A 23,096-nucleotide genomic window follows, 5' to 3' on the forward strand; every position below is an offset into this window, starting at 1 on the left:
CTGTAAGGCTTGGCAGCCGATTGTTGGTCCCCCCGACAGGAATCGAACCTGTATCTAGCGCTTAGGAGGCACTTGTTCTATCCATTGAACTACGGGGAGATGGATATTGGCAATGGGTGGGCTGAAGCCTTTCTTCTATTGGCTCCCGCCATACCTTTTGGGCGTGTCCGGCATTTCTGCTTCTTCCTAAACGAAGCGCCGCGACAGCTTGTGAGCCCTAGTACGCCAGCGAGCGCAAGAGTATAGCAAAAACACTCAAAACGAAAGGCGCTACCGAAGCTTCGGCGCAGCTTGGGGAAGTCGGGGTCGAGAACATCCAGGATGCAAAGCTTACGATCCAACCCTTCGACCGCGCGCATTTCCTGGCGCACAACGGCAGTTCTTCGAGGTCAAGCGGTTATCTGAGTACGTCGACCGAAATGTGCGACGGCACGGCATGCGGTTCGCACTCACACGCCGTGCCGCGTTCCCTATTTCCACTTCGAGCCAAGCGCTTCGAGTCCGGCTTTCCTGAGGTCGTCTGCCACCATCACCACGCGAAACTCGCAGTCGGCATTGAACGAAAGAAACCAGGGTTCCGCGAATTTCGGAATCTGCGACGGCTCCTCGAGGTTCACGATGAGGATTGCTCCGCGTGTTCCGTTCTCCGAGGTGAAGTAGGCGGCTTCCGGTTTCATCTCCGCGAGAATCCTCTCCATCAACTCTCCGATAGTGCCATCGCGCACAAACGTGTTAAACGGCTCGTGAGGTATTCGTATGTTGAGAAGCATGCGCATGGTCTCCTCCTTGATTGGGTCCGAATGGACTCTTCAAGAATAGGAGCTTTGCGAGCTGGCCGTGGCTGTTCAACAAACCGGCAAAGAGCAAGTGGAGGGACGCCGCGACCGTCAAGGTGGGCGAACTCGCGAGGAAATACCATGAGGCCGTGCGGAATCCGGACTCCAGGCATATCGCCTTGCTTGAATGTCGACCGCCCCTATCTAGTCCGCCCCGACGTCGTCAGGATGCCTGACCAGAAAATCGTCGTAGTTTCGGTTCCGGATCCAGGACGGCGCGCGTCCACGGCCGCTCCAGGTCGCGCCGGTGATCGGGTCCTGATACTTCATCTGCACCGGCTTGGTGTTGTACGTGCCTCGCCGGTCGACGCGTAACTGATTAGGCACCAGGTTGAAGAAGTTCATCACCTGGCGGACGTGGTCGATAGCCGCTTTCTGCTCCTGCTGCCACGCCACTAATAACCGCTCATCGAGTTGCGCGAGTTGCTGCTTCAAGATCTTTACCCTGCTGCTCATGTTCTCTTTCCGTAGTACATGACCAGGTTGTTGGATTGCGCTCCCGGTCTTGGCGGTTGGCTCCCGCACTGACTTCGCACGCACGTCCTCGTCCTGTTCCGTACGGCTCTCAAAGGACTCAGATCGTGCCTTGCACTTTCGCATATCAAGTGAGATATGAAATTCAATCGTAATAATAGTCAGTTGAATTTTAAATATCAACTGATATCCTTCCGGCCATGAATACGGCGACCAAATCCCCGCGACTGAGCCGCGAAGAAAGTCGATTGCAGACCCGGGCACATTTGCTGGCGGCGGCGAAGCGGCTGTTTGTCGAGAGAGGTTTCGGGGCCACCTCTCTCAGAGATATTGCGGCCGAGGCCGGTTATACGCAGGGTGCTTTCTATTCGAATTTCGCGAGCAAGGAAGAATTGTTCGTGGAGTTGATGCAAGAGCGTTCCAGGACGCAAGTGACCGACATTGCCCGCATACTGAGCGACCCGTCCTCGTCCGCGGACGACATACTGAATGCGTTGGAGCTCTGGGCGCAGACGCTCGATGCCGAGCCTGAGTGGTCTGTGCTGGGCGTTGAGTTCAAGCTTCAGGGGCGCCGCAACCCTGTTTTTGCAGCAGCCTCACAGGCGTTGCTCGACACCCACCGTGACGGCCTTGCTTATTGCATCGCGCAGATTTTTGCCAGGCTGGAAAGAGTGCCGCCAGAATCGCCGACTATCCTGGCTGCGTCCTTCATGGGACTCTCACAAGGCCTCGCATTACAGCGATCGATGCTGTCCGAGGTCCCCATTGGCCATATGATCATGGTCTTCCTGCGCAGCTTGCTCGCCGCGGCGCCGCCTGCGCGCTGATCCGCGAATGCTGTGGAGAACGAGGTGGGCAGAACGCCGCCGAGGCCGTGGAGATCACGGCCGGCGAGTGGGTGAAGAAGTTATAACAGCAGGGTTTTGGTTAGGCGTCGCGCAAGCCAAGCATGGCGAGCGCCGCTGTACGAGTTTCGTCGTTTTCATAAAGCAGAACTACCACGTCGTCCCGTTTCGCGTGGGTAAATGGCTCGCTTATGTGATCCGCCATTTTTTGTACGTTATCGATCGAGACGGTAAGCACGCTTTGGCTTCGACGGGCGCCTATATTGCCCAAAGCGAGCGTTTCAACCGAAGCGTGTAAATGGATGAAAATCCGCTTACCGTCCACGACGGAAACGACTTTCCCTTCGTGAATACCGCGTCCCCATTTGCTTTTAATCCTCATATTCCCTCGGGCCTTTTTCGTATTTTTTTAGAAAGGAGCGGTGAATGCCGCATCCCGGCAGCATCGCTTGCCAGGCAGCACAATCCACGGATTTAACCGCTCTGTCTCTATTATTTCAGCCACTCCCGGACGTACTTGACCATCCGTCTCAATCAAGCTAACCCTCGTTGAAGGCTTTGCCCTACCGGCGGGTAATCGCGTTAATGTTGGTTGGGCCAAGGATGCGGCTAAAAGAATCGGCGTATCGCGTTTCGTATGTTGCACATGTATTTGCTATGGCAGGGGAAGCGCGCCCCTTGTGACAAGCTTTGCGCCTGCCATTCCATTTACCCAAAACAAACGGCCCAGTGGGCATCACCCACTGGGCCGCGGAAACCATCCGGTGCACTGCCGTGCTGCCGTTGCCGCACTAAATCAGGCAGCGCACCCCGGTTCGGTTGAGCGCACTCAGAATTCCACCACCGCGAACTCCGCCTTGCTGACATCGCACAGCGGGCAGCGCCAGTCGTCCGGAATCGCGGCGAAGCGCGTGCCCGGGGCGATACCTTCTTCGGGAAGGCCTTCTTCTTCGTTATAGATCCAGCCGCAAATCAGGCAGACCCAGCTCTTATATTCAGTCACTTCAATTACTTCGCTCACGACGTACTCTTCTTTGGTTCAATGCAGTGATCCGCCCAGTCTGCCCCTTTTTTGGGCACGGCGGCGACCCGCAATATTACCGGAATTTGTCAAATGAGCCGCTTTTTACCCATGCGGCATCGCCGCAAAGCGCCTGAGACATGTCCGGGCCCGCGTGACGAACCTCGTCATACACAGCGTGTATGCTTCGATCCGCAGCTCATTTTTTGGACAGGCGCAGTGGGCGCACCGCATCCATTGCGACGATCGGCCTCAGGTAAGCGAAGCCGCAACCGGAGTCGCAATCGACGCCCGCATGGCCCGCGCATGACTTTCGTTTCCCAAAAAGGAGAAAAATGATGTTTAAAAACAAATGGTTGATCGGTGCCACACTGGCCGGCTTGCTGACCGTATCGGGCGCGGCGCAAGCTGCAAGCGTGTCGTTCGTGCAACCGGCGGACGGCGCGACCGTCAGCAATCCGGTGCATGTGGTGTTCGCTGTCGAAGGCATGAGCGTCGCGCCGGCCGGCACGATGACGGATGGCACCGGCCACCATCATTTGCTGATCGACGGCAAACCGCTTACCAAAGGCGAAGTGATCCCCGCAACCGATAAGTCGCTTCACTTCGGCAAAGGGCAGACCGAAACCGATGTGACGCTGCCGCCGGGCGACCATACGCTGACGCTGCAATTCGGCGACGGCATGCACCGCTCCTACGGTCCGGAGATGAGTAAGACCATCACGGTGCACGTGAAGTAAGCGTGTCGGGCCTGTGAACGGCTGGCCGGGCGTTCGCAGGTGCCGTCCGGTCGAGCTTCCCCGCTCAAGGTCCGGCGGGGATTCCTCCAGAACCCGTTTTTCAAGCCGGCCAATCAGCCTATCTCTTCCGGCATGCAGGCACCCGAGCGCGCGCCCGGTACAATGAGCAGTTCCGACTCATCGCTGTCTTCTCCAATTCTCCATGTCGCTTTACACCATTACCGGGGCCCAACTGGCGTTCGGTCACGTCGCGTTGCTCGATCACGCGGATTTCTCCCTCGAAGCGGGCGAGCGCGTTGGGCTGATCGGCCGTAACGGCGCGGGCAAGTCGTCGCTGCTGAAGATCGTCGCCGATCTGGCCAAGCCGGACGACGGCCTTGTGACGCGCCAGCAGGGTCTGACATCGGTCTATGTGCCACAAGAGCCGGAGTTCGATACCGACGACACCGTCTTCGAAGCGGTTGCCGCCGGTCTGACTCATGCCCGTGCGCTGCTGGACGAATACGATGTAGTCGCCAATCAGCTTGCCGACGAGCCGGAAGGCCCGGTGCACGACGAACTGATGTCGCGCATGAACACGCTGCAATCGGCGCTCGACCATTCGGATGCCTGGAACTGGAGCACGCGCGTGGCCACCACGCTGCAGCAGATCGGTCTGAATGGCGAGGCGCGGGTCGGTTCGCTGTCGGGCGGCATGCAAAAGCGCGTGGCGCTGGCGCGCGCGCTGGTCGTGCAGCCGGACGTGCTGCTGCTCGACGAGCCAACCAACCACCTCGATTTCGACGGCATCCGCTGGCTCGAGGAACTGCTGGTCTCGCTGCGCGCGGGGCTGCTCTTCATTACCCACGATCGCGCGTTTCTCGACCGTGTCGCTACGCGCATCGTCGAACTGGATCGCGGGCGGTTGCTGTCGTATCCGGGCAATTTCAGTGCTTACCAGACCCGGAAGGCGCAGCAGCTTGAAATCGAGCAGGTGGAAGCAGCCAAGTTCGACAAACTGCTCGCCCAGGAAGAAGTGTGGATTCGCAAGGGCGTGGAAGCGCGCCGCACGCGTAGCGTCGGCCGGATTGCACGGCTCGTGGAGATGCGCAATGAGCGCGCCGAACGCCGCAACGTGCAGGGCAACGTGAAGCTCGACGTGGGGCAGGGCGAGAAGTCCGGCAAGATCGTCGCCGAACTGACCGACGTCACCAAGCGCTACGGTTCGCGCACGGTGGTCGACAACTTCACGGCCACGGTCATGCGCGGCGACAAGATCGGTTTTGTCGGTCCGAACGGCGCGGGCAAGACCACGCTGCTCAAGATGATCCTCGGTGAGTTGCCGCCGGACGAAGGCACCGTGCGGATCGGCACCAATCTGCAGGTCGCATACTTCGACCAGATGCGCGCGCAACTCGATCTGGAGAAGAGTCTCGCCGATACGATCAGCCCCGGCAGCGAGTGGGTCGAGGTCAACGGCCAGAAGAAGCACGTGATGAGCTATCTCGGCGACTTCCTGTTCGCGCCGGAACGCGCGCGTTCGCCGGTCAAGTCGTTGTCGGGCGGCGAGCGCAATCGTCTGCTGCTGGCACGTCTGTTCGCGCGCCCGGCCAACGTGCTGGTGCTCGACGAACCGACCAACGACCTCGACATTCCCACGCTCGAACTGCTCGAAGAACTGCTCACCGAATACGACGGCACCGTGCTGCTGGTGAGCCACGATCGCGCGTTTCTGGATAACGTCGCGACTTCGGTGATCGCTTCGGAAGGCGGGGGTAAGTGGCGCGAGTACGTCGGCGGCTTTACCGACTGGCAGATTCAGCGAGACCGCTCGCAGCAGATGGCGCAGGACGCGCAGAAAGAAGCGGCCAAAGAAGCGGCAAAAGAAACGGCGGCCCCGAAAGATGCCGGCGCAGCAAGCCGCAATACGCAGCGCGCCGCCAAGCTGTCGTTCAAGGATCAACGCGAACTCGAATCATTGCCGGCGAAAATTGCCGCGCTCGAAGCCGAGCAGAAAACCATCGGCGCACAGCTCGAAGACGGGTCAATCTTCGCGAAAGATGCCAAGGAAGGTACGCGTTTAACCGAGCGCTATGCCGCGATCGACGAGGAGTTGCTGATCGCGCTGGAACGCTGGGACGAGCTGGAAAACAAACGCAAGTGATGCATGGGAGCGGCGTGATCTGCATGCCACTCCTTGTCCAAACGGCCACGCTCGCCGGTCGTGAATTGCCGCCTGGTTCGAAATCAGTAAAATACCCCGCGAACAGGCTTCCTTCGGCGTTCGCACCGGCAGGCCTTTGCCGCGCTATGGAGCCCGGCGTCGAGCCGCCGTCGAGCGCGCCTACAGGAAGCCAGGCGATAAAACAGCTTGCCCGCGCTGCGGGCACCCCACCTAACCCCGTTGTTTCGTTTCGCTTTTTTTGAAAACTCAACGCATTGTCCACGGACCTGTCCACAGGACCTGTGGACAACGATGAACCGACGCACCCGAGTCAACCATGTCTACGAAAAAGCCAAACGCCGCGTATAGCGAAGCGTCGATCAAGGTGTTGAAGGGCCTGGAGCCGGTCAAGCAACGGCCCGGGATGTACACCCGCACCGAAAATCCGCTGCACATCATTCAGGAAGTTATCGACAACGCATCGGACGAAGCCCTTGGCGGCTACGGTCGGCAAATCACGGTCACGCTGCACGCGGACCATTCGGTTTCGGTCGAAGACGACGGCCGCGGTATTCCCTTCGGCATCCATCCGGAAGAAGGCGTGCCGGTTGTCGAGATCGTTTTCACGCGCCTGCACGCGGGCGGCAAGTTCGATAAAGCCGCCGGCGGCGCCTACACGTTCTCGGGCGGCCTGCACGGCGTCGGCGTGTCGGTCACCAATGCGCTGTCCACGCGCCTCGACGTCACCGTGTGGCGCGACGGCAAGGTCGCCGAGTTGAGCTTTGCCAACGGCGACGTCGCGAAGCAGCTCGAAGTTCGGCCTGCCACAAAGGCCGACAAGAAATCCGGCACGCGCGTCACTGCGTGGGCCAACCCGAAATATTTCGATTCACCGAACCTGCCGCTCGGCGAACTGCAACGCCTGCTGCGTTCGAAAGCGGTGCTGTTGCCGGGCGTCGAAGTTACGCTCATCAACGAGAAAACCGGCGAGCAGCAAAGCTGGAAGTACGAAGACGGTTTGCGCGGTTACCTGCTCGAAGGCATGAACGGCAGCGATCTGCTGATTCCGCTATTCGAAGGCGAGCGCTACGTCGAAAATTCGCGCGCGAGCGAAGAGACGTTTGCCGAAGGCGAAGGCGCTTCATGGGTCGTCGCATGGAGCGAAGAAGGCACGCTTATGCGCGAGTCTTACGTCAATCTGATTCCGACACCCGCGGGCGGCACGCACGAATCCGGTTTGCGCGACGGTCTCTACCAGGCGGTGAAGAGCTTTGTCGAGTTGCACAACCTGCAGCCGAAGGGCGTGAAGCTGCTGGCTGAAGACGTGTTCGCGCGCGTGTCGTTCGTGTTGTCGGCGAAGGTGCTCGATCCGCAATTCCAGGGGCAAATCAAGGAGCGCCTGAATAGCCGCGATGCGGTGAAGCTGGTGTCGTCGTTCTCGCGTCCGGCTTTGGAGCTGTGGCTGAACCAGCATGTCGAGCACGGCAAGAAACTCGCGGACCTCGTCATCAAGCAGGCGCAGGCGCGCACGCGTGCCGGCCAGAAGGTCGAGAAGCGCAAGAGTTCGGGCGTGGCGGTGTTGCCGGGCAAGCTGACCGATTGCGAATCGACGGAAATCGGCCGCAACGAATTGTTCCTCGTCGAGGGTGACTCGGCGGGCGGCTCGGCGAAGATGGGCCGGGACAAGGAATACCAGGCGATCCTGCCGCTGCGCGGCAAGGTGCTGAATACGTGGGAAACCGAGCGCGACCGCCTGTTCGCCAACAACGAAGTGCATGACATTTCGGTGGCGATCGGCGTCGATCCGCATAGCCCGGACGACAAGGTCGATCTGTCGAATCTGCGCTACGGCAAGATCTGCATTCTGTCGGATGCCGACGTGGACGGTTCGCATATTCAGGTGCTGTTGCTCACGCTGTTCTTCAAGCATTTCCCGCAGTTGATCGAACGTGGCCATGTGTGCGTGGCGCGTCCGCCGCTGTTCCGGGTCGACGCGCCCGCGCGCGGCAAGAAGCCGGCGCAGAAGCTTTATGCGCTGGACGAAGGCGAACTCGAAGCAATCCTCGACAAGCTGCGCAAAGACGGTGTGCGTGAGACGCAATGGTCGATCAGCCGCTTCAAGGGCCTCGGCGAAATGAGTGCGGAGCAGTTGTGGGACACCACGATGAACCCCGACACGCGGCGTCTGACGCCGGTGGCGCTCGGCGAACTCGACTACGACGCCACGGTGGCGCGCATGACGATGCTGATGGGCAAGGGCGAAGCGGCGTCGCGGCGCAGCTGGCTGGAAGAAAAGGGTAACGAAGTGGAAGCGGACATCTGAGCTTCGTTAAGAGCGCTCATGGTCTGCACGAAACTTCACGCCAAATACGGATACGGAATCTAGATGGACGACGATAACACTCTCGACCTTTTCACCGAGCCGCCGCCGCCCGAGGGCGACATTCTGACGCTCGGCAATTACGCGGAACGCGCCTACCTCGACTATGCGGTGAGCGTGGTCAAAGGTCGTGCGCTGCCGGATGTGTGCGACGGCCAGAAGCCGGTGCAACGCCGCATCCTCTTCGCCATGAACGAGATGGGGCTTGGCGACAATGCCAAGCCGGTCAAGTCGGCCCGCGTGGTCGGCGACGTGCTCGGCAAGTATCACCCGCACGGCGACCAGTCGGCGTACGACGCGTTGGTGCGACTGGCGCAAGACTTCTCGATGCGCTATCCGCTGATCGACGGCCAGGGCAATTTCGGTTCGCGCGACGGCGATGGCGCAGCGGCGATGCGCTACACCGAAGCACGCCTCACGCCGATCGCGAAGCTGCTGCTCGACGAGATCGATCAGGGCACGGTCGATTTCATGCCGAACTACGACGGCTCGTCGCAAGAACCGAGGCTGTTGCCGGGGCGCTTGCCATTCGTATTGCTGAATGGCGCGTCCGGCATTGCCGTGGGTCTCGCCACGGAAATTCCGTCGCACAATTTGCGTGAGGTGGCGGCCGCCGCGGTGGCGATGATCCGCAATCCAAAGATCGCGCATGCTGAGTTGATGCAGCACATCGCCGGGCCGGACTTTCCGGGCGGCGGCCAGATCATTTCGAGCGACGCCGAGATCTCCGCCGCGTACGAAAGCGGCCGCGGCAGCCTGAAGGTGCGCGCGCGCTGGAAAATCGAAGAACTCGCGCGTGGTCAATGGCAACTCGTGATCACCGAACTGCCGCCGAACACCGCCGCGCAAAAGGTGCTCGAAGAAATCGAAGAGCAGACCAACCCCAAGATCAAGCTCGGCAAGAAGGCGCTCACGCCTGAACAGTTGCAGACCAAGCAGACCATGCTCGCACTACTCGACGCGGTGCGCGACGAGTCGGGCCGGGATGCGCCGGTGCGCCTCGTGTTCGAGCCGAAGTCGAGCCGCATCGATCAAACCGAATTCGTCAATTCGCTGCTCGCGCATACGAGCCTCGAATCGAACGCATCGCTCAATATGGTGATGGTGGGCGGCGATGGCCGGCCCCGCCAGAAAGGCTTGAGCGAAATCCTGCAAGAGTGGATCAGTTTCCGTTTCGCGACGGTCACGCGGCGCACGCGCCATCGTTTGCAAAAGGTCGACGACCGGATTCACATCCTCGAAGGCCGGATGATCGTCTTTTTGAATATCGACGAAGTCATCCGTATCATCCGCGAATCGGACGAGCCCAAGGTCGCCTTGATGGCCGCGTTCGGCTTGTCCGATCGTCAGGCCGAAGACATTCTCGAAATCCGTCTGCGTCAGTTGGCGCGGCTCGAGAAGATCAAGATCGAGAAGGAACTGTCCGAACTGCGCGACGAAAAGGCCAAGCTCGAAGAACTGCTGGGTAGTGAATCGGCAATGAAGCGCCTGCTCATCAAGGAAATCGAAGGCGACGCCAAGCAATACGGCGACGAACGCCGCACGCTGATCCAGCAGGAAAAGCGCGCCGTTTTCGAAGCACGCGTGGTCGACGAACCGGTGACGGTGGTGGTGTCGCAGAAGGGCTGGGTACGTGCACTGAAGGGCCACGGCCTGGATGTGGCCGGCTTCACGTTCAAGGCCGGCGACGGTCTCTACGCCGCGTTCCAGTGCCGTACGCCGGATACGCTGGTCGCGTGGGGCAGCAATGGCCGCGTCTATTCGGTGGCGGTTGCGATGCTGCCGGGCGGCCGGGGCGATGGCGTGCCGGTGACCTCGCTGATCGAACTCGAATCGGGCAGCCACCTGATGCACTACTACGCGGCGTCCGCGGATCAGGCATTGCTGCTCGCGTCGAGCAACGGCTTCGGCTTCGTCGCCAAGGTCGGCGACATGGTGAGCCGCGTGAAGGCCGGCAAGTCGTTCATGACGATCGACGCGGGCGCCGCGCCGCTCGCGCCGATGCCGATGTTGCCGGACGCGACACACATCGCGTGTCTGTCTTCAGGCGGACGCCTGCTGGTGTTCGGGCTCGACGAAATGAAGACGCTTTCGGGCGGCGGCCGCGGCGTCACGCTGATGGCGCTCGACGACAACGAAACGCTGCTGCAGGCGCTGTCTATCAACAAGGCGGGTGTGGTGTTGATCGGCACGCGCCGCGGCGGCCGTGTCGACGAAGAGAAGCTGAGCGGCGCTACGCTCACGCCGCATATCGGCAAGCGGGCGCGCAAGGGGCGTGCGCCTGAGAGCAAGATGAAGCTCGACGGTCTGCGTCCGGTGCTGGCTGCGTAACAAGCACTGGAAGTCGATAAGAGCGGGGTAGGGCGAGGCATCAACGCGGCGTACGCTTTAAGAGCGTACGCCGCGCGTAGCAAAAATCCGGGGTGCAGCGCCGTCGCGGTATCGGACGCGTTGCAATAAAAACTACAAAGAACGTTAAGACGTAGCCGGCGCAAGGAACTGCGCGCATGGTGCGCGGTCGAATGCGCTCAATAGCCGCTGCTAATATCACTCGTCATAAGCGGTGTGGCGTCGTCGGGAGAGGAAAACAACATGAACAAAGCAGTCGAACTCGCACTCTTTTTGCATCTGCTCGCCGTCGCGGTCTGGGTAGGCGGAATGGTGTTCGCTCATTTCTGTCTGCGCCCGGCCATTGCCGATCTTTCGCCGCAATTGCGCCTGCCGTTGTGGGAATCGGTGTTCGGCCGCTTCTTCAACTGGGTTGCCGCGGCGGTGCTGGTGATTCTCCTCACCGGCGGTTTCCTGCTGATGCAATTCGGCGGTGGTCATGCCACGTGGCCGCTGCACGCCATGGCCGGCCTCGGCATCGTGATGATGCTGATTTTCGGACACATCCGCTTCGCCGTGTTCCCGCGCATTCGCCGCGCAGTGCAGGCTCAGAAGTGGCCGGATGGCGCTCAGGCTGTCGGTACGATCCGGCGTCTGGTGCTGGTGAATATCGTGCTGGGCGTGGTGACGATCGGCGTGGCTGTGTTATCGCGCGGGTTCTGAAACCGGCGCCTGAATCCAGGGTGTGCTTGCCTAAGGCGTGGCGCCGTAGGCAAGCCATAGCCCGCACGCAATCGCCACTGTTCCGTACACCACGTACACCGGCACCTTGAGTTTCGCGAAGCACATGCCGGAAAACACCGCCGTCAACAGATACATGGGTTTGAACGGCACATGCCCCGCGATGCGCAGCACGGCTACCGCCAGAAACGCAGTAGTGACCGCGCGCAAGATCCGCATGCCGTGCTCGAAACGCGGATTGGCCTTCAACTGATGCAGGTGCCGCTGCGCGAGCACCACCAGGCAGCCCGACGGCACAAACAGCGCGAGCGTGGCAATCAGCGCGCCCAACCAGCCGTCCACCAGATAGCCGAAAAACGGCACCACGTTCAGCAGCGGCCCCGGCGATAACGGAGACAGCGAAAATGCCAGCGTAAAGTCGTTATCCGACACACCGATCGCCGGCGTGACAAACAGCGTCTTGAGTACCGGCAACGCCGAGAAACCGCCGCCGAATAGCGTCATACCCGCACCGGCCAGCCGCGGCCATAGCAGCGCCAGTTCATAGCGACGTGGCAGCGGCAGCGCGAATATCGCCAGCAGTACGCACAACGCGGCCAGCATCTGCCAATCGCCTCGTTCGATCGACAGCTCGATACGTGTGTTGCGAGCCGGGCTGACCAGCCAGCCGGAGCCGAAAGCCGCGCCGAGCATCACCACGTAGGCGGCGGGACTGCGTGCATAAAACAGGCCCACACACCCGAGCACCGCCGCGACCCATTCAAGCTTGCCGCGCACCAGCGCACGCGTCTGTTTGTACCAGGTGATCGCGATCAGCGTGGCCAGCACCACGCTGAAATGATTGAGCAGAGTTTGAGAGGCCGCGGCACGCACGAGCGGCGTGCGGTAGAAGATCGCGAACAGCGTCATCAGCATGAAAAAAGGCAGCACGCTGGCCACGCCCGCCACCCAGGCGCCGGCGCGGCCGCGCAGCGCATGCCCGAGTTGCACGGCGACATTGCAGCCTACTGGTCCCGGCACCATCCACGCGAGCGCGATCAGATCGGAAAAGGCCACGCGCGAGAGCCGTCCCTCGCGTTCCACGTAATGGTTTTCAAGTTGCGCCATCAGCGCGAGGCCGCCCCACGACAGCGCCGACAGGCCGCACACGACCCGGAACAGCGTCCATAGCGGTTCCCGTTCCCCTCGTCTGGCTGCATCCTGGTTCGTGATCGTCTGCATGGTGCCGCGGGCGCCGGCACGCGGGCGGCCCGCCCTCTGGGATCATTGTTGTGCGTGTTGGCGCGCCGGCAGCCGGTCTCGCGCCAGTACGCATTACAGCGTGAATGTAGCCGGTTTTGCGAGGCTGCGGTTGGATGAGACGGGGCGCCGTTCATACGCTGATGGACCGCATGCGGAAGGCCCGCGCATACACGTAAGTGCGACCAGCACCGCGCAGCCCGCGCACTCAGCTACTAGCGCTCGTGCTGGACAAGCTGTTGGTGCTGTCCGTCTCATGTGTGGGGCGCTGGCCTTTCATGCCGCAGACGCCGAAGCGTTCGAGCAGTGCCGGAATGGCGTCGACCGGCACCGGCCGCGAGAACAGGAAGCCCTGCGCCTCGATATGGCCTAGTGCGGCGAGCCACGCAATCTGCTCTTCGGTCTCGGTGCCTTCGACCACCACCGTGAGCCCGAGCGAACGCGCGAGATTGACGATCGCGGTGACCATCACGCAGACACTGCGGTCGCCAGGAATCGCCTGGACGAACGAACGGTCCACCTTCAGCGTGTCGACCGAGAAGCGGTTCAGGTAGGAGAGCGACGAATAGCCGGTGCCGAAGTCGTCGAGCGCGATGCGCACGCCGAGGCGCTTCAACGCGAAGATCTTTTCCGAGACGAGCTCGGGATATTCCATCATTGCGGTCTCGGTGATTTCGAGTTCGAGGCGGCGCGCGGAGATGCCGCTTTCCTCGATCGCATGCGAGACGGTTTCGTATAGATCGCCGCGCCAGAATTGCACCGCGGAGATGTTCACCGCGAGCGACAGCGTGTCGTAGCCCTGTTGCTGCCACACCGCCAGTTGGCGGCATGCGGTCTCGATCACGAAGTCGCCGATCGGCACGATCAGGCCGGTCGATTCGGCGACCGGAATGAATTCGTTGGCCGGAATCAGGCCGTGCTGCGGATGGTTCCAGCGCACCAGCGCTTCAAAACCGGTGATGCAGCGGCGCGTCAGATCGATCTTCGGCTGGTAGGCGAGAAACAGTTGACCTTCGGCGAGCGCGACGCGCAACTGCTGTTCCCATTTCATCAAATGGTCCGCGCGGTGCGACAGTTGCGGCGAATAGAACTGGTAGCAGTTTTTGCCTGCGTCCTTGGCGCTGTACATCGCGAGATCGGCCTTTTTCAGCAGGTCGATTTCGCTCTCGTTGGTGACCGAGTAGAGCGCGATGCCGATGCTCGCATGCAGAACGAACGAACTGCCGCGCACTTCGAAAGGCTTGGCGAAGGCTTCGGCCGCCGCTTCGGCGAGCGTGACCGCGCGCTTCTCGACGTCGTCGCCCTTGATCACGACGACGAACTCGTCGCCGCCGATGCGGCTCAACGATCCGCCATCGCCGACCGCGGTAGCGAGACGCGAGGCTGTCATTTGCAGCACGATGTCGCCGGCGTTGTGGCCGAGCGTGTCGTTGACGGTCTTGAAGTTGTCGAGATCGATGAAGAGAATCGCGAGGCGGCCGAGATTGGACGGCTGCGCCACGTCGTGCCGCAAGGTTTGCAACGTTGCATAGCGATTGCGCAAACCGGTCAGCAGGTCGTACTCGACCAGATGCGTCATCTCGCGTTCACGCCCGAGCAGCTTGCCGATCAGACCGGTGGCCACCGCGAAGAAGCTCAGCATCGCGAGCGAGATAAAGCCCGCCATCAGCAGATAGACGTTGCGCGTGTGATTGTAGTCGGCGAATTCTTCGGCTTGCGACAGGCCCACCAGCACGCCGAGCGGATAGCCGTCGATATGCCGGTACGAGACGATGCGCGTGACGTTGTCGATCGAGTCCACATAGGTGCCCGACACGTGTTCCGAGGTCGGATACGATCCGCTCGCCGAGAACGCGCCGTTGGCGCTGTCGGGGCTGCCCGTGCGGCGCGCCAATACCGTGCCGCTGTCGGAAATCACCGCGATCACGCCTTCACGGCCAATGGCCGCGTTGTTGTAGAAGTCGCTGGTGAAATAGCTTGGGTCTTCGGAGACCACCACGACGCCTGCGAACGAGCCGTCGGGATGATTCAGACGCCGCGTCATCTGCAAGGTCCAGTGGCCGGATATGCGGCCAAGCACCGGTTTGCTGATATAGAGCTGGTCGTCGTTTTCGTGTTCGTGGACCTTGAAGTGTTCGCGGTCCGACAGATCGATATGCTTGGGATTGAGTTCGGCCGTATTGGCGATCAGCGTGCCGTGCTCGTTGATCAGCGACACCTGCACCAGCGTATCGCTTTGCACCACGCCTTTTTCGACCGTGTTGGTCAGATCGAAACGATTCGGCGATTTCTCGAACTCGTATTTGACGAAGCGGGTGATCTGGTCGACCTGGTGAATCGCCTTGACCGTGTGCTGCTCCAGCGCCGCTGAGAGAATTGCGGCAGAGGCCATGGCTTCGCGATTCGTGGCTTCTCTCTCAACCGACAGGCGCGCGAAGATCACGGCCCAGAGCAGGATCAGCACCAGCACGCCGAGCGCGGGAATCGCAAGCAAGGCTCGGCGGCGCGACACGGCGGGGTCGCGCCGGGGTTTGGCTTCGCGCTGGTCGGAGAAGCGGAACTGGCTCATCGGGTAGCCCGTTCCCTGGTGCCGGCCAGTTGCAACTGCGCGAGCATTGACTGCGCTAATTTCATGGGTGGCTGCATGGTGACCAAGGTGCCGGAACTGCTGCGCAGGGGAAGGGAGCGTGGCGTCGTGCCTGACCGTCCGGAGGTCATCGGGTACGTTTCGATATTACTTAATGCCACTGGATTAAGGAAGCGTCCGCACATCGGGTATACGCGGGCGCGACAGGCCGTCCCGGCGGGCCGAATTCGCAGCCGGCACGGCCAGCCTTGGGACCGCGGTATGGCATTTGTTTTCGAGTATCTCATCGGGATCTGGAATTCAGGTGTGCCAGGTCTGGCGTTATGCGCGACGCATTAACTGCGTAAACGGTACGGCTTTTATGGCCAGGCGTGGCTGAAAATGGTGAGACACCGGCTGCAATCAGCGGCAGGCCAGTGCCCGCAAGCCTGCAACCGGTGCAGCGCCGTTCATGGCAAACGGAACGTGCCGTCGACGATCGTGACCGATCTCCCGCCGATCCACGTTTTGCCGGCTGCGTCGTCGTAATGCACCGAAATGTTGCCGGCGCGGCCTAGTGCTGTGCCCTGGCGGGCCGTGTAGTGCGAACCCGGGCGCCGTTGCTGGGCGCTCAGAAGGCCCGCGAGTGCCGCGTTAGCGCTACCCGTAACCGGATCTTCGCCGACGCCGAAGCTCCCGCCCGCCATCAGGCAGCGCACCTCGAAGGTGGCCGGGCCGTCGGCGTCGTGCGGCCCATAGACGGCGAGACCGTGGGTGTTCACCGTATGCACGATGTCGGCGAGCGCCGCGGCGTCGGGCTCGAGCGCGAGGCAGTCGCGCGCGGAATTGACCCGCACCACGAGCCATGGCGCGCCATTGTCGACCGCGCAGGGCGTTGCACTGAAATCGATCGCGTCGCTACGTAAAGCCGTAGTCAGTGCCGCGTAGCGGTCCTGCGCAAGCGGCGTGACGCGCGCGGGCGGTGCGGCGAAAGCCCATTCGCCTGGCGTCTGGCCGGTCGATCCCGTTCCCGATCCCGATTCAGTCAGCGCTTGCAGCTCGACGAGCCCCACGCCGCATTGCTGCACCAGCTTGCCGGCCTGTCTGGGCTGGTAACCGCTTTCGAGCAACGCATGCGCGGTGCCGAGTGTCGGATGACCGGCGAACGGCAGTTCGCCATGCGTCGTGAAGATACGCACGCGATAGTCGGCGGCCGGGTCGGTTGGTTTTAGCAGGAAGGTGGTTTCGGACAGATTGGTCCAGTGCGCGATTGCCTGCATCTGATTCGCATCGAGCCCATCGGCGTCGAACACGACCGCAAGCGGATTGCCTTTGAACGGCACCGACGTAAACACGTCGACCTGTTTAAAACGAGCGGTGTTGGCGGGCATCGGGCGCAATCCGGCGAATCCAGCAGATTGATAGGGTTCGGGGATTCTACCTGGTGACAAAGGAACGATCTACCTTGCGATAAATGCAAAACGCGCCGCAGGTGCTGGACACCTTGCGACGCGTTCAGTGCATTGACGGCCACTCGCGGGACGGCCCACTGGGCGAACCAGTGGCCGAACCTGTTGGCATGCGTTATTCGACTTCGGCGATCATCTCGATCTCGACGCAAGCGCCGAGCGGAATCTGTGCCACGCCGAATGCCGAACGTGCATGCTTGCCGCGCTCGCCGAACACATCCGCGATCAGCTCGGATGCGCCGTTGGTCACCAGATGCTGCTCAGTGAACTCAAGCGTGGAATTGACCAGACTCATCAGCTTGACGATGCGCGTGACGCGGTTCAGGTCGCCCACATGCGTGTGCAGCGTGGCGAGCAGGTCGATCGCGATCGAGCGTGCGGCGGCCTTGCCTTCTTCGGTGGTGAGCGTCGCGCCGAGCTTGCCGGCCCACACCTTGCCGTCCTTCTTGGCGATGTGACCGGACAGGTACACCGTGTTGCCGCTTTGCGCGCTCATCACATAGGCGGCGGCCGGAGCGCCCGCGCTCGGCAGTTCGATGCCCAGTTCCTTAAGCTTGTCGTACACATTCGTTTGAGCCATGGTGTGTTCCTGGTCGGTAGTGGAAGTCGGTTAACCCGGCGCGGCGGCCGGGGGTGTTCAGACCTTTGCGCGAATCAGTTCCGCGAGACGCGCCACGCCTTCGTCGATTTTCGCCGGCGGCACCGTGACGAACGACAGGCGCAGCGTATTGTGCTGGGCTTCGCTCGCGAAGAACGGACCGCCCGGCACGAACGCGACATTCTGCGCGACGGCTTCTTCGAGTAGCTTCATGCTGTCGATCTGCGCGGGCAGATTCACCCACACGAACATGCCGCCTTCCGGACGGTTCCAGCTTACGCCTTCAGGCATATAGCGTTCGAGCGCGGCGAGCATTGCCGCGCATTGATCGCGATACAGCTCGCGAATGGTCGGCACGTGCGTGTCGAGGAAGCCGTCCTTGACCACTTCGTACACGATGCGTTGCGTGAAACTCGGCGTGTGCAGATCGGTGGCTTGCTTGGCCTGCACGAGCTTGAAGATCAACTCTTCTGGCGCAATGATGTAGCCGACCCGCAGGCCCGGCGCGAGCACTTTCGAGAACGAACCGAGATGGACGATGTGGTCCGGCGCCATCGACAGCATGGTGGGCAGCGGTTCACCGGCGTAGTCGAGCGCGCCGTACGGATCGTCTTCGATCACCGGGAACGGTGCGGTCTTTGCAAACGCGGCCAGCGCACGGCGGCGTTCTACCGGCAGGCGGCGGCCCGTCGGATTCTGGAAGTTCGGTTGTGCGTACAACAGGCGCGCGCCCGCCGTCAGTTCGGGCGTCAGCGCCTCGGGAATCAGGCCTTGCTCGTCCGTCGGCACCTGCACGTAGCGGGGTTCGTACATCGAGAACGATTGCAGCGCGCCGAGGTAGGTCGGCGTTTCGACCAGTACGGGGCTGTTCGGGCACACCAGCACTTTACCGAGCAGATCGAGCGCCTGTTGCGAGCCGGTGGTGATCAGGACCTGCGACGGGCGAATCTGCGCGCCGTTCACCGAATAGCGTTGCGCGATCCATTCACGCAGCGGCAGATAGCCTTCGGTCGCGCTGTATTGCAAGGCCGCGGCGGGTGCGTCGCGCAGAATGCGATCGGATGCTTCGCGCATGCGTTCGGCCGGGAAGGTTGCCGGCGAGGGCAGGCCGCCCGCGAACGAAATGACTTCGGGCCGTTCCGTGACCTTCAGGATCTCGCGGATCGCCGAGCTCGTGAGCTTGCGTGCGCGTTCGGACAGTTGCCACGTGGGGGCTTTCAAGTCGCTTTGGTCCATGGTCTCCTCTGCTGGTATGTCTGGAACCGGTCAAAACTTCAATTATCGCGCGAGTCGACGACCTGCGCGCGCTGCTTATTTAAGGGTCCGTAGACCCTCGGGTGTTTCAAACTCGGCGATGAGCGCCGCTGCGCCTTCCGTGGGTTCGAGCGCGATCAGGTGCGCCGCGCCCAGCCAGCGCAATTGCGAGGCAATCGCGTCGGTTTGCGGATGGCTTGCTTTCAAAGCTTTCAGGGCGATGCCTGTTTCCGGCAGCACCGCCGACGGATGCCGCAGCGTGTCCCACTGGATCAGCGACGGCAGCACACCGTCGCCAGCACCCTCCCACGCGGGGAACGCGCCGTCGTCAGGCACCGACAGCCCCCAGCTGAAGTCGCCGCGCGTCATCGGCACGATCGGCGCAATGCGCTGCGGATACTGTACCTGCCATGCGGTGAGCCGCTTCGGGCGGTCGACTCGGGCCACCCAGTGCGACAGGTACGGCCCTTTTTCGAGCCGCGCCTGCGTGGCCGGGTCGTCGAGCGCGAACAGGCGGGCTCGGGGCGCGCCGGCGTCCGCGGGTTCCGCGGCCTGCGGGTCGATCGCGATCACTTCCAGATACACGCCGCCCCACAGGTTCAACAGGCGATTGTGGGTGCGCATCAACGGATGCGCACCGCCGCCGGACGGTGCGACGCCGAGCGTGTCGGCGACGTACTGCGTGCCCTCGTCGAGGGTACGGGCGGAAATCACGAGGTGATCGAGACGGAGCGGATGGGCAGTCATGGCGGATCAGGAAAACGGTTTCTGCGGTAAGCCGGAACGTGCGCCGGATGCGGCAGCAGCGGGGCCGGGGTCGTAAGCATAACCGTTTGCCGGGTCGGCGGGCCAGACGGATGGCGTTTGGGCTGGTCTTGCTCAAGGCCGCTCGGGTGCGCTGCATGACGCCCCGAGCCGCTTCATCATCCGTTGCTTGTCTTGAATTCAGCCTTGAATGTAGCGGTGGCGACCGGCACAGTAACGGTACAATCGACTCGATACCATTCGGTACAGTTGGAGTCAGCCATGTCCGTCCCCCTTACCCAGATTCCCACTCCGCACGACACGGCGTCGATGACGCTGGTCGAGCAGCTTGTCCAGTGGGCGAGCCGCCGCATCGAGGAACGGGTGTTCCGTCCCGGCATGCGCATGCCGTCGATTCGCAAGCTGGCGCAGGACAAAGGCGTGTCGCGCTTCACCGTGGTCGAGGCGTACGAGCGGCTGGTGGCGCAGGGCTATCTGGAGTCGCGGCGCGGTTCCGGTTTCTATGTGCGTGAACGCCTGGGCGGCGCGCCGACGGCGGAGATCCGCACAATTTCCGCAGCGGCCCCCGCGCCGGCCACGATCGACGTCGTCTGGCTGCTGCGCAATATGCTGCATACGGGCGCGCGCCCCGAGCGGAGTCCTGGCCTCGGCTATTTGCCGGGCCGCTGGCTCGACGGCGATCTGATTACCAACGCGCTGCGCACGCTCGGCAGGCAAAGCGGCGCGCAGATGCTCGGCATCGGTACGCCGCAGGGTTTTTTGCCGCTACGCCAACAGTTGCAGACGCGGCTGGAGGAACTGGAAATCGGCGCGTCGCCGGATCAGATCGTGATGGTTTCCGGCATTACCCAGGCCATCGACCTGATTTCGCGGATTTACGTGAAGCCGGGCGATGCGGTGATCGTCGGCGATCCCGCCTGGTTTCAGATGTTCGGGCGCTTCGCTTCGCAGGGCGCGCGGCTGGTCGGCATGCCGTACACGCCGGATGGGCCGGACCTCGACGCGCTCGAGTCGCTGATCGAGACCTGGCGGCCGAAAATGCTGGTGATCAATTCGGTGCTGCAGAATCCCACCGGCACCTCGCTTACGGCCGCGCAGGCGTTCCGCATTTTGCGTCTCGCCGAGGCGCACGACTTCATCGTCGTCGAAGACGATATTTACGGCGATCTGTGCCCGCCGAGCCATCCCGGCACGCGTCTCGCGAGCCTCGACCAGTTAAAGCGCGTGATCTATCTCGGCAGCTTTTCGAAGACGCTCGCGCCCAATCTGCGCGTGGGCTTTATCGCCAGTGCACCGGAGGTGGCGAGGGCCGTCAGCGACCAGAAAATGCTGGTTGGCATGACGAGCCCCGAGTTGAACGAGCGCGTGCTCTACAAGATTCTCACCGAGGGGCATTACCGCCGGCACGTCGAACGCTTGCGGGCGCGCCTTGACGGCGTGCGCGAAAAATCCGTGCGGATGCTCGAAAAGACCGGCATGAAACTGTTTCTGACGCCGTCGGCAGGGATGTTTTTGTGGGCCGACACCGGGGTCGATGCGGGTGCGCTCGCCGCCGCCGGCCACGAAGAGGGCTTTCTGCTGACGCCGGGGAGTCTGTTTTCTCCCCAGCAGTCCACAACTACGTGGATGCGCTTCAATATCGCCAACTGCGGCGATCCGGAACTGTCGACGTTCCTCTGCCGTTATCTGGACAGCGTCGCCCGGCGCGCCTCTTGAAACCGTGCCGGCGTGCCCCCATTTACGCGGGCATTGTTTGGCCCCCCTATTTTCGTATTCGTAACAGAGAGGAAGTCCGACCATGGCACAAGAAACCATGAGCTTTCAGGCAGAAGTTAAACAACTTCTGCACCTGATGATCCATTCGCTGTACAGCAACAAGGAAATCTTTCTGCGCGAGCTGATTTCGAACGCGTCCGACGCGGCCGACAAGCTGCGTTTCGAAGCGATCGAAAACAGCGCGCTGTACGAAAACGATCCGAATCTGCGGATTCGCGTGTCGTACGACAAGGCCGCGCGCACCATCACGCTCGACGACAACGGCATCGGCATGAGCCGCGACGAAGCGATCGCCAACCTCGGCACGATCGCCCGTTCGGGCACCAAGGAATTCTTCGGCAAGCTCTCCGGCGACCAGCAGAAAGACGCGGCGCTGATCGGCCAGTTCGGCGTGGGCTTTTACTCGGGCTTTATCGTCGCGGACAAGATCACGGTCGAAACGCGCCGCGCCGGCTTGCCGGCCTCGGAAGGCGTGCGCTGGGAAAGCGCCGGCGAGGGCGATTTCGCGGTGGAGCAGATCGAGCGCGCCGCGCGCGGCACGACTATCACGCTGCACCTGCGTGCGGATGAAGACGAGCTGCTGTCGTCGCACCGTCTGAAGTCGATCATCCAGAAGTATTCGGACCACGTCGCGCTGCCGATTTTGATGGCGAAGGAAGAGTGGGACGCCGAAAAGAGCGCGATGGTCACGAAGGACGAGGAAGAGACCGTCAATCAGGCGAGCGCGCTGTGGACCCGCTCGAAGAACGACATCACCGAAGAGCAGTACAAGCAGTTCTATCAGCACCTCTCGCACGATCATCAAGACCCGCTGACGTGGACGCATAACCGTGTCGAAGGCCGCAGCGAATACACGCAACTGCTGTACGTGCCGACGCGTGCGCCGTTCGATCTGTTCAACCGCGATCATCGCGCCGGGCTGAAGCTGTATGTGAAGCGCGTGTTCATCATGGACGACGCCGAGCAACTTTTGCCGGGCTATCTGCGTTTCGTGAAGGGCGTGGTCGATTCGGCCGATCTGCCGCTGAACGTGTCGCGCGAAATCTTGCAGGAAAGCCGCGACGTCAAGGCGATCCGCGAGGGCGTGACCAAGCGTTCGCTGTCGATGCTCGAAGAATTGGCCAATTCGGAAAACGAAACCGACAAGGAAAAGTACGCCGGCTTCTGGAAGGAGTTCGGTCAGGTGCTGAAGGAGGGCATCGGCGAAGACTTTGCCAATCGCGAGCGGATTGCGAAGCTGGTGCGTTTCGCGTCGACCCATACGGAATCGCCGGAGCAGAATGTCTCGCTCGCCGATTACGTCGCGCGAATGAAGCCCGAGCAGACCAAAATCTACTACGTCACCGCCGACACCTGGCAGGCCGCGACCCACAGCCCGCATCTCGAAGTGTTCCGCAAGAAGGGCGTGGAAGTGCTGCTGCTGACCGATCGCGTCGACGAATGGATGCTGTCGTTCCTGAACGAATTCGACGGCAAGCCGCTGCAAAGCGTCGCGCGCGGCGATCTCGATCTGGGCGCGTTGAATGACGAGGAGAAGCAGGCGCAGGAGAAGATCGGCGAAGAGCTCAAGCCGCTCGTCGAGAAGATGAAAGAAGCGCTGAAGGACAAGGCCAAGGACGTGCGCCTGACGTTCCGTCTCACCGATTCGCCATCCTGCCTCGTGGCCGACGACGGCGAAATGAGCGGTTATCTGCAACGTATGCTGAAGGCAGCGGGTCAGGACGCACCGTCGTTCCATCCGATTCTTGAAGTGAATCCGGAGCATGCGCTGGTGAAGGGCTTGCATGCGGACAGCGCGAATTTCGATGACTGGTGCCATCTGTTGTTCGATCAGGCATTGCTGGCCGAAGGTGGCGCGCTGGAAGATCCGGCGAGCTTCGTGAAGCGCACCAACGCGTTGTTGCTGGCGCGTGCGAGCTGA

Annotated in this window: 18 protein-coding genes and 1 tRNA gene; 8 read left to right on the forward strand and 11 right to left on the reverse strand. The window is 61.8% G+C overall.

Annotation, left to right across the window (positions count from 1 at the left end; translation table 11 throughout):
* Positions 1-24: 24 nt before the first annotated feature.
* From AC57B6_RS04740 to AC57B6_RS04750, 3 genes are all read right to left on the reverse strand, one after another.
* Positions 25-99: transfer RNA gene (locus tag AC57B6_RS04740), tRNA-Arg, on the reverse strand.
* Positions 100-470: 371 nt separating this feature from the next.
* The gene (locus tag AC57B6_RS04745) at positions 471-776 is read right to left on the reverse strand and encodes a panthothenate synthetase (protein WP_454805207.1); all 306 of its coding nucleotides are present in this window, start codon (positions 774-776) and stop codon (positions 471-473) included.
* A 204-nt stretch (positions 777-980) separates the two neighbouring features.
* Positions 981-1,292, reverse strand: coding sequence for an H-NS histone family protein (locus tag AC57B6_RS04750; RefSeq protein ID WP_028196836.1), 312 nt, complete (start codon positions 1,290-1,292; stop codon positions 981-983).
* A gap of 218 nt (positions 1,293-1,510) precedes the next feature.
* On the opposite strand from AC57B6_RS04750, the gene AC57B6_RS04755 reads away from it, so the two are divergent.
* Positions 1,511-2,137 carry a TetR/AcrR family transcriptional regulator gene (locus AC57B6_RS04755; RefSeq protein ID WP_252888846.1) on the forward strand — a complete coding sequence of 209 codons (627 nt, stop codon included), beginning with the start codon at positions 1,511-1,513 and terminating at the stop codon, positions 2,135-2,137.
* 100 nt (positions 2,138-2,237) lie between these two features.
* Here AC57B6_RS04755 and AC57B6_RS04760 read toward each other — a convergent pair whose 3' ends face one another.
* Both AC57B6_RS04760 and AC57B6_RS04765 read right to left on the reverse strand, forming a co-directional pair.
* A complete protein-coding gene (locus AC57B6_RS04760) occupies positions 2,238-2,537 on the reverse strand; it encodes a hypothetical protein (protein WP_028196838.1) in 300 nt (99 codons plus the stop codon).
* Positions 2,538-2,984: 447 nt separating this feature from the next.
* Complete coding sequence (locus tag AC57B6_RS04765) at positions 2,985-3,176, reverse strand: rubredoxin (RefSeq protein ID WP_028196839.1); 192 nt, start codon at positions 3,174-3,176, stop codon at positions 2,985-2,987.
* Positions 3,177-3,514: 338 nt separating this feature from the next.
* Between AC57B6_RS04765 and AC57B6_RS04770 the strand changes: the two genes are divergently transcribed.
* The 5 genes from AC57B6_RS04770 to AC57B6_RS04790 all read left to right on the forward strand — a co-directional run bounded on the left by AC57B6_RS04770 (position 3,515) and on the right by AC57B6_RS04790 (position 11,490).
* On the forward strand, positions 3,515-3,916 hold the full coding sequence (locus AC57B6_RS04770; protein ID WP_030103172.1) for a DUF4399 domain-containing protein: 402 nt from the start codon (positions 3,515-3,517) through the stop codon (positions 3,914-3,916).
* 202 nt (positions 3,917-4,118) lie between these two features.
* Entirely contained in the window at positions 4,119-6,059 is a 1,941-nt protein-coding gene (locus tag AC57B6_RS04775; protein WP_028196841.1) for an ATP-binding cassette domain-containing protein, read from the forward strand.
* A gap of 337 nt (positions 6,060-6,396) precedes the next feature.
* The gene (locus tag AC57B6_RS04780; RefSeq protein WP_046566266.1) at positions 6,397-8,382 is read left to right on the forward strand and encodes a DNA topoisomerase IV subunit B; all 1,986 of its coding nucleotides are present in this window, start codon (positions 6,397-6,399) and stop codon (positions 8,380-8,382) included.
* Positions 8,383-8,445: 63 nt separating this feature from the next.
* Positions 8,446-10,770: a DNA topoisomerase IV subunit A gene (gene parC / locus AC57B6_RS04785; RefSeq protein WP_406868154.1), complete on the forward strand. Its 2,325-nt coding sequence runs from the start codon at positions 8,446-8,448 to the stop codon at positions 10,768-10,770.
* A 261-nt stretch (positions 10,771-11,031) separates the two neighbouring features.
* Positions 11,032-11,490: a CopD family protein gene (locus tag AC57B6_RS04790; RefSeq protein ID WP_028196844.1), complete on the forward strand. Its 459-nt coding sequence runs from the start codon at positions 11,032-11,034 to the stop codon at positions 11,488-11,490.
* Positions 11,491-11,520: 30 nt separating this feature from the next.
* On the opposite strand, the gene AC57B6_RS04795 is transcribed toward AC57B6_RS04790, so the two are convergent.
* The 6 genes from AC57B6_RS04795 to AC57B6_RS04820 all read right to left on the reverse strand — a co-directional run bounded on the left by AC57B6_RS04795 (position 11,521) and on the right by AC57B6_RS04820 (position 19,381).
* A complete protein-coding gene (locus AC57B6_RS04795) occupies positions 11,521-12,729 on the reverse strand; it encodes a chromate transporter (RefSeq protein WP_028196845.1) in 1,209 nt (402 codons plus the stop codon).
* 226 nt (positions 12,730-12,955) lie between these two features.
* Complete coding sequence (locus AC57B6_RS04800) at positions 12,956-15,316, reverse strand: bifunctional diguanylate cyclase/phosphodiesterase (RefSeq protein ID WP_106352801.1); 2,361 nt, start codon at positions 15,314-15,316, stop codon at positions 12,956-12,958.
* Positions 15,317-15,783: 467 nt separating this feature from the next.
* Positions 15,784-16,704, reverse strand: coding sequence for a PhzF family phenazine biosynthesis protein (locus AC57B6_RS04805; RefSeq protein WP_496420770.1), 921 nt, complete (start codon positions 16,702-16,704; stop codon positions 15,784-15,786).
* Positions 16,705-16,897: 193 nt separating this feature from the next.
* Positions 16,898-17,362, reverse strand: coding sequence for a RidA family protein (locus tag AC57B6_RS04810; protein ID WP_028196847.1), 465 nt, complete (start codon positions 17,360-17,362; stop codon positions 16,898-16,900).
* 57 nt (positions 17,363-17,419) lie between these two features.
* On the reverse strand, positions 17,420-18,616 hold the full coding sequence (locus AC57B6_RS04815; protein WP_030103169.1) for an aminotransferase-like domain-containing protein: 1,197 nt from the start codon (positions 18,614-18,616) through the stop codon (positions 17,420-17,422).
* 75 nt (positions 18,617-18,691) lie between these two features.
* Positions 18,692-19,381 carry a VOC family protein gene (locus AC57B6_RS04820; RefSeq protein ID WP_496420771.1) on the reverse strand — a complete coding sequence of 230 codons (690 nt, stop codon included), beginning with the start codon at positions 19,379-19,381 and terminating at the stop codon, positions 18,692-18,694.
* A gap of 279 nt (positions 19,382-19,660) precedes the next feature.
* Here AC57B6_RS04820 and AC57B6_RS04825 point away from each other — a divergent pair, with 279 nt between their 5' ends.
* Positions 19,661-21,115, forward strand: coding sequence for an aminotransferase-like domain-containing protein (locus tag AC57B6_RS04825; protein WP_281663475.1), 1,455 nt, complete (start codon positions 19,661-19,663; stop codon positions 21,113-21,115).
* 82 nt (positions 21,116-21,197) lie between these two features.
* The gene (gene htpG / locus AC57B6_RS04830; RefSeq protein ID WP_496420772.1) at positions 21,198-23,096 is read left to right on the forward strand and encodes a molecular chaperone HtpG; all 1,899 of its coding nucleotides are present in this window, start codon (positions 21,198-21,200) and stop codon (positions 23,094-23,096) included.

The sequence above is a fragment of the Paraburkholderia sp. BGA-UO-ETr-F12 genome, assembly GCF_059567945.1.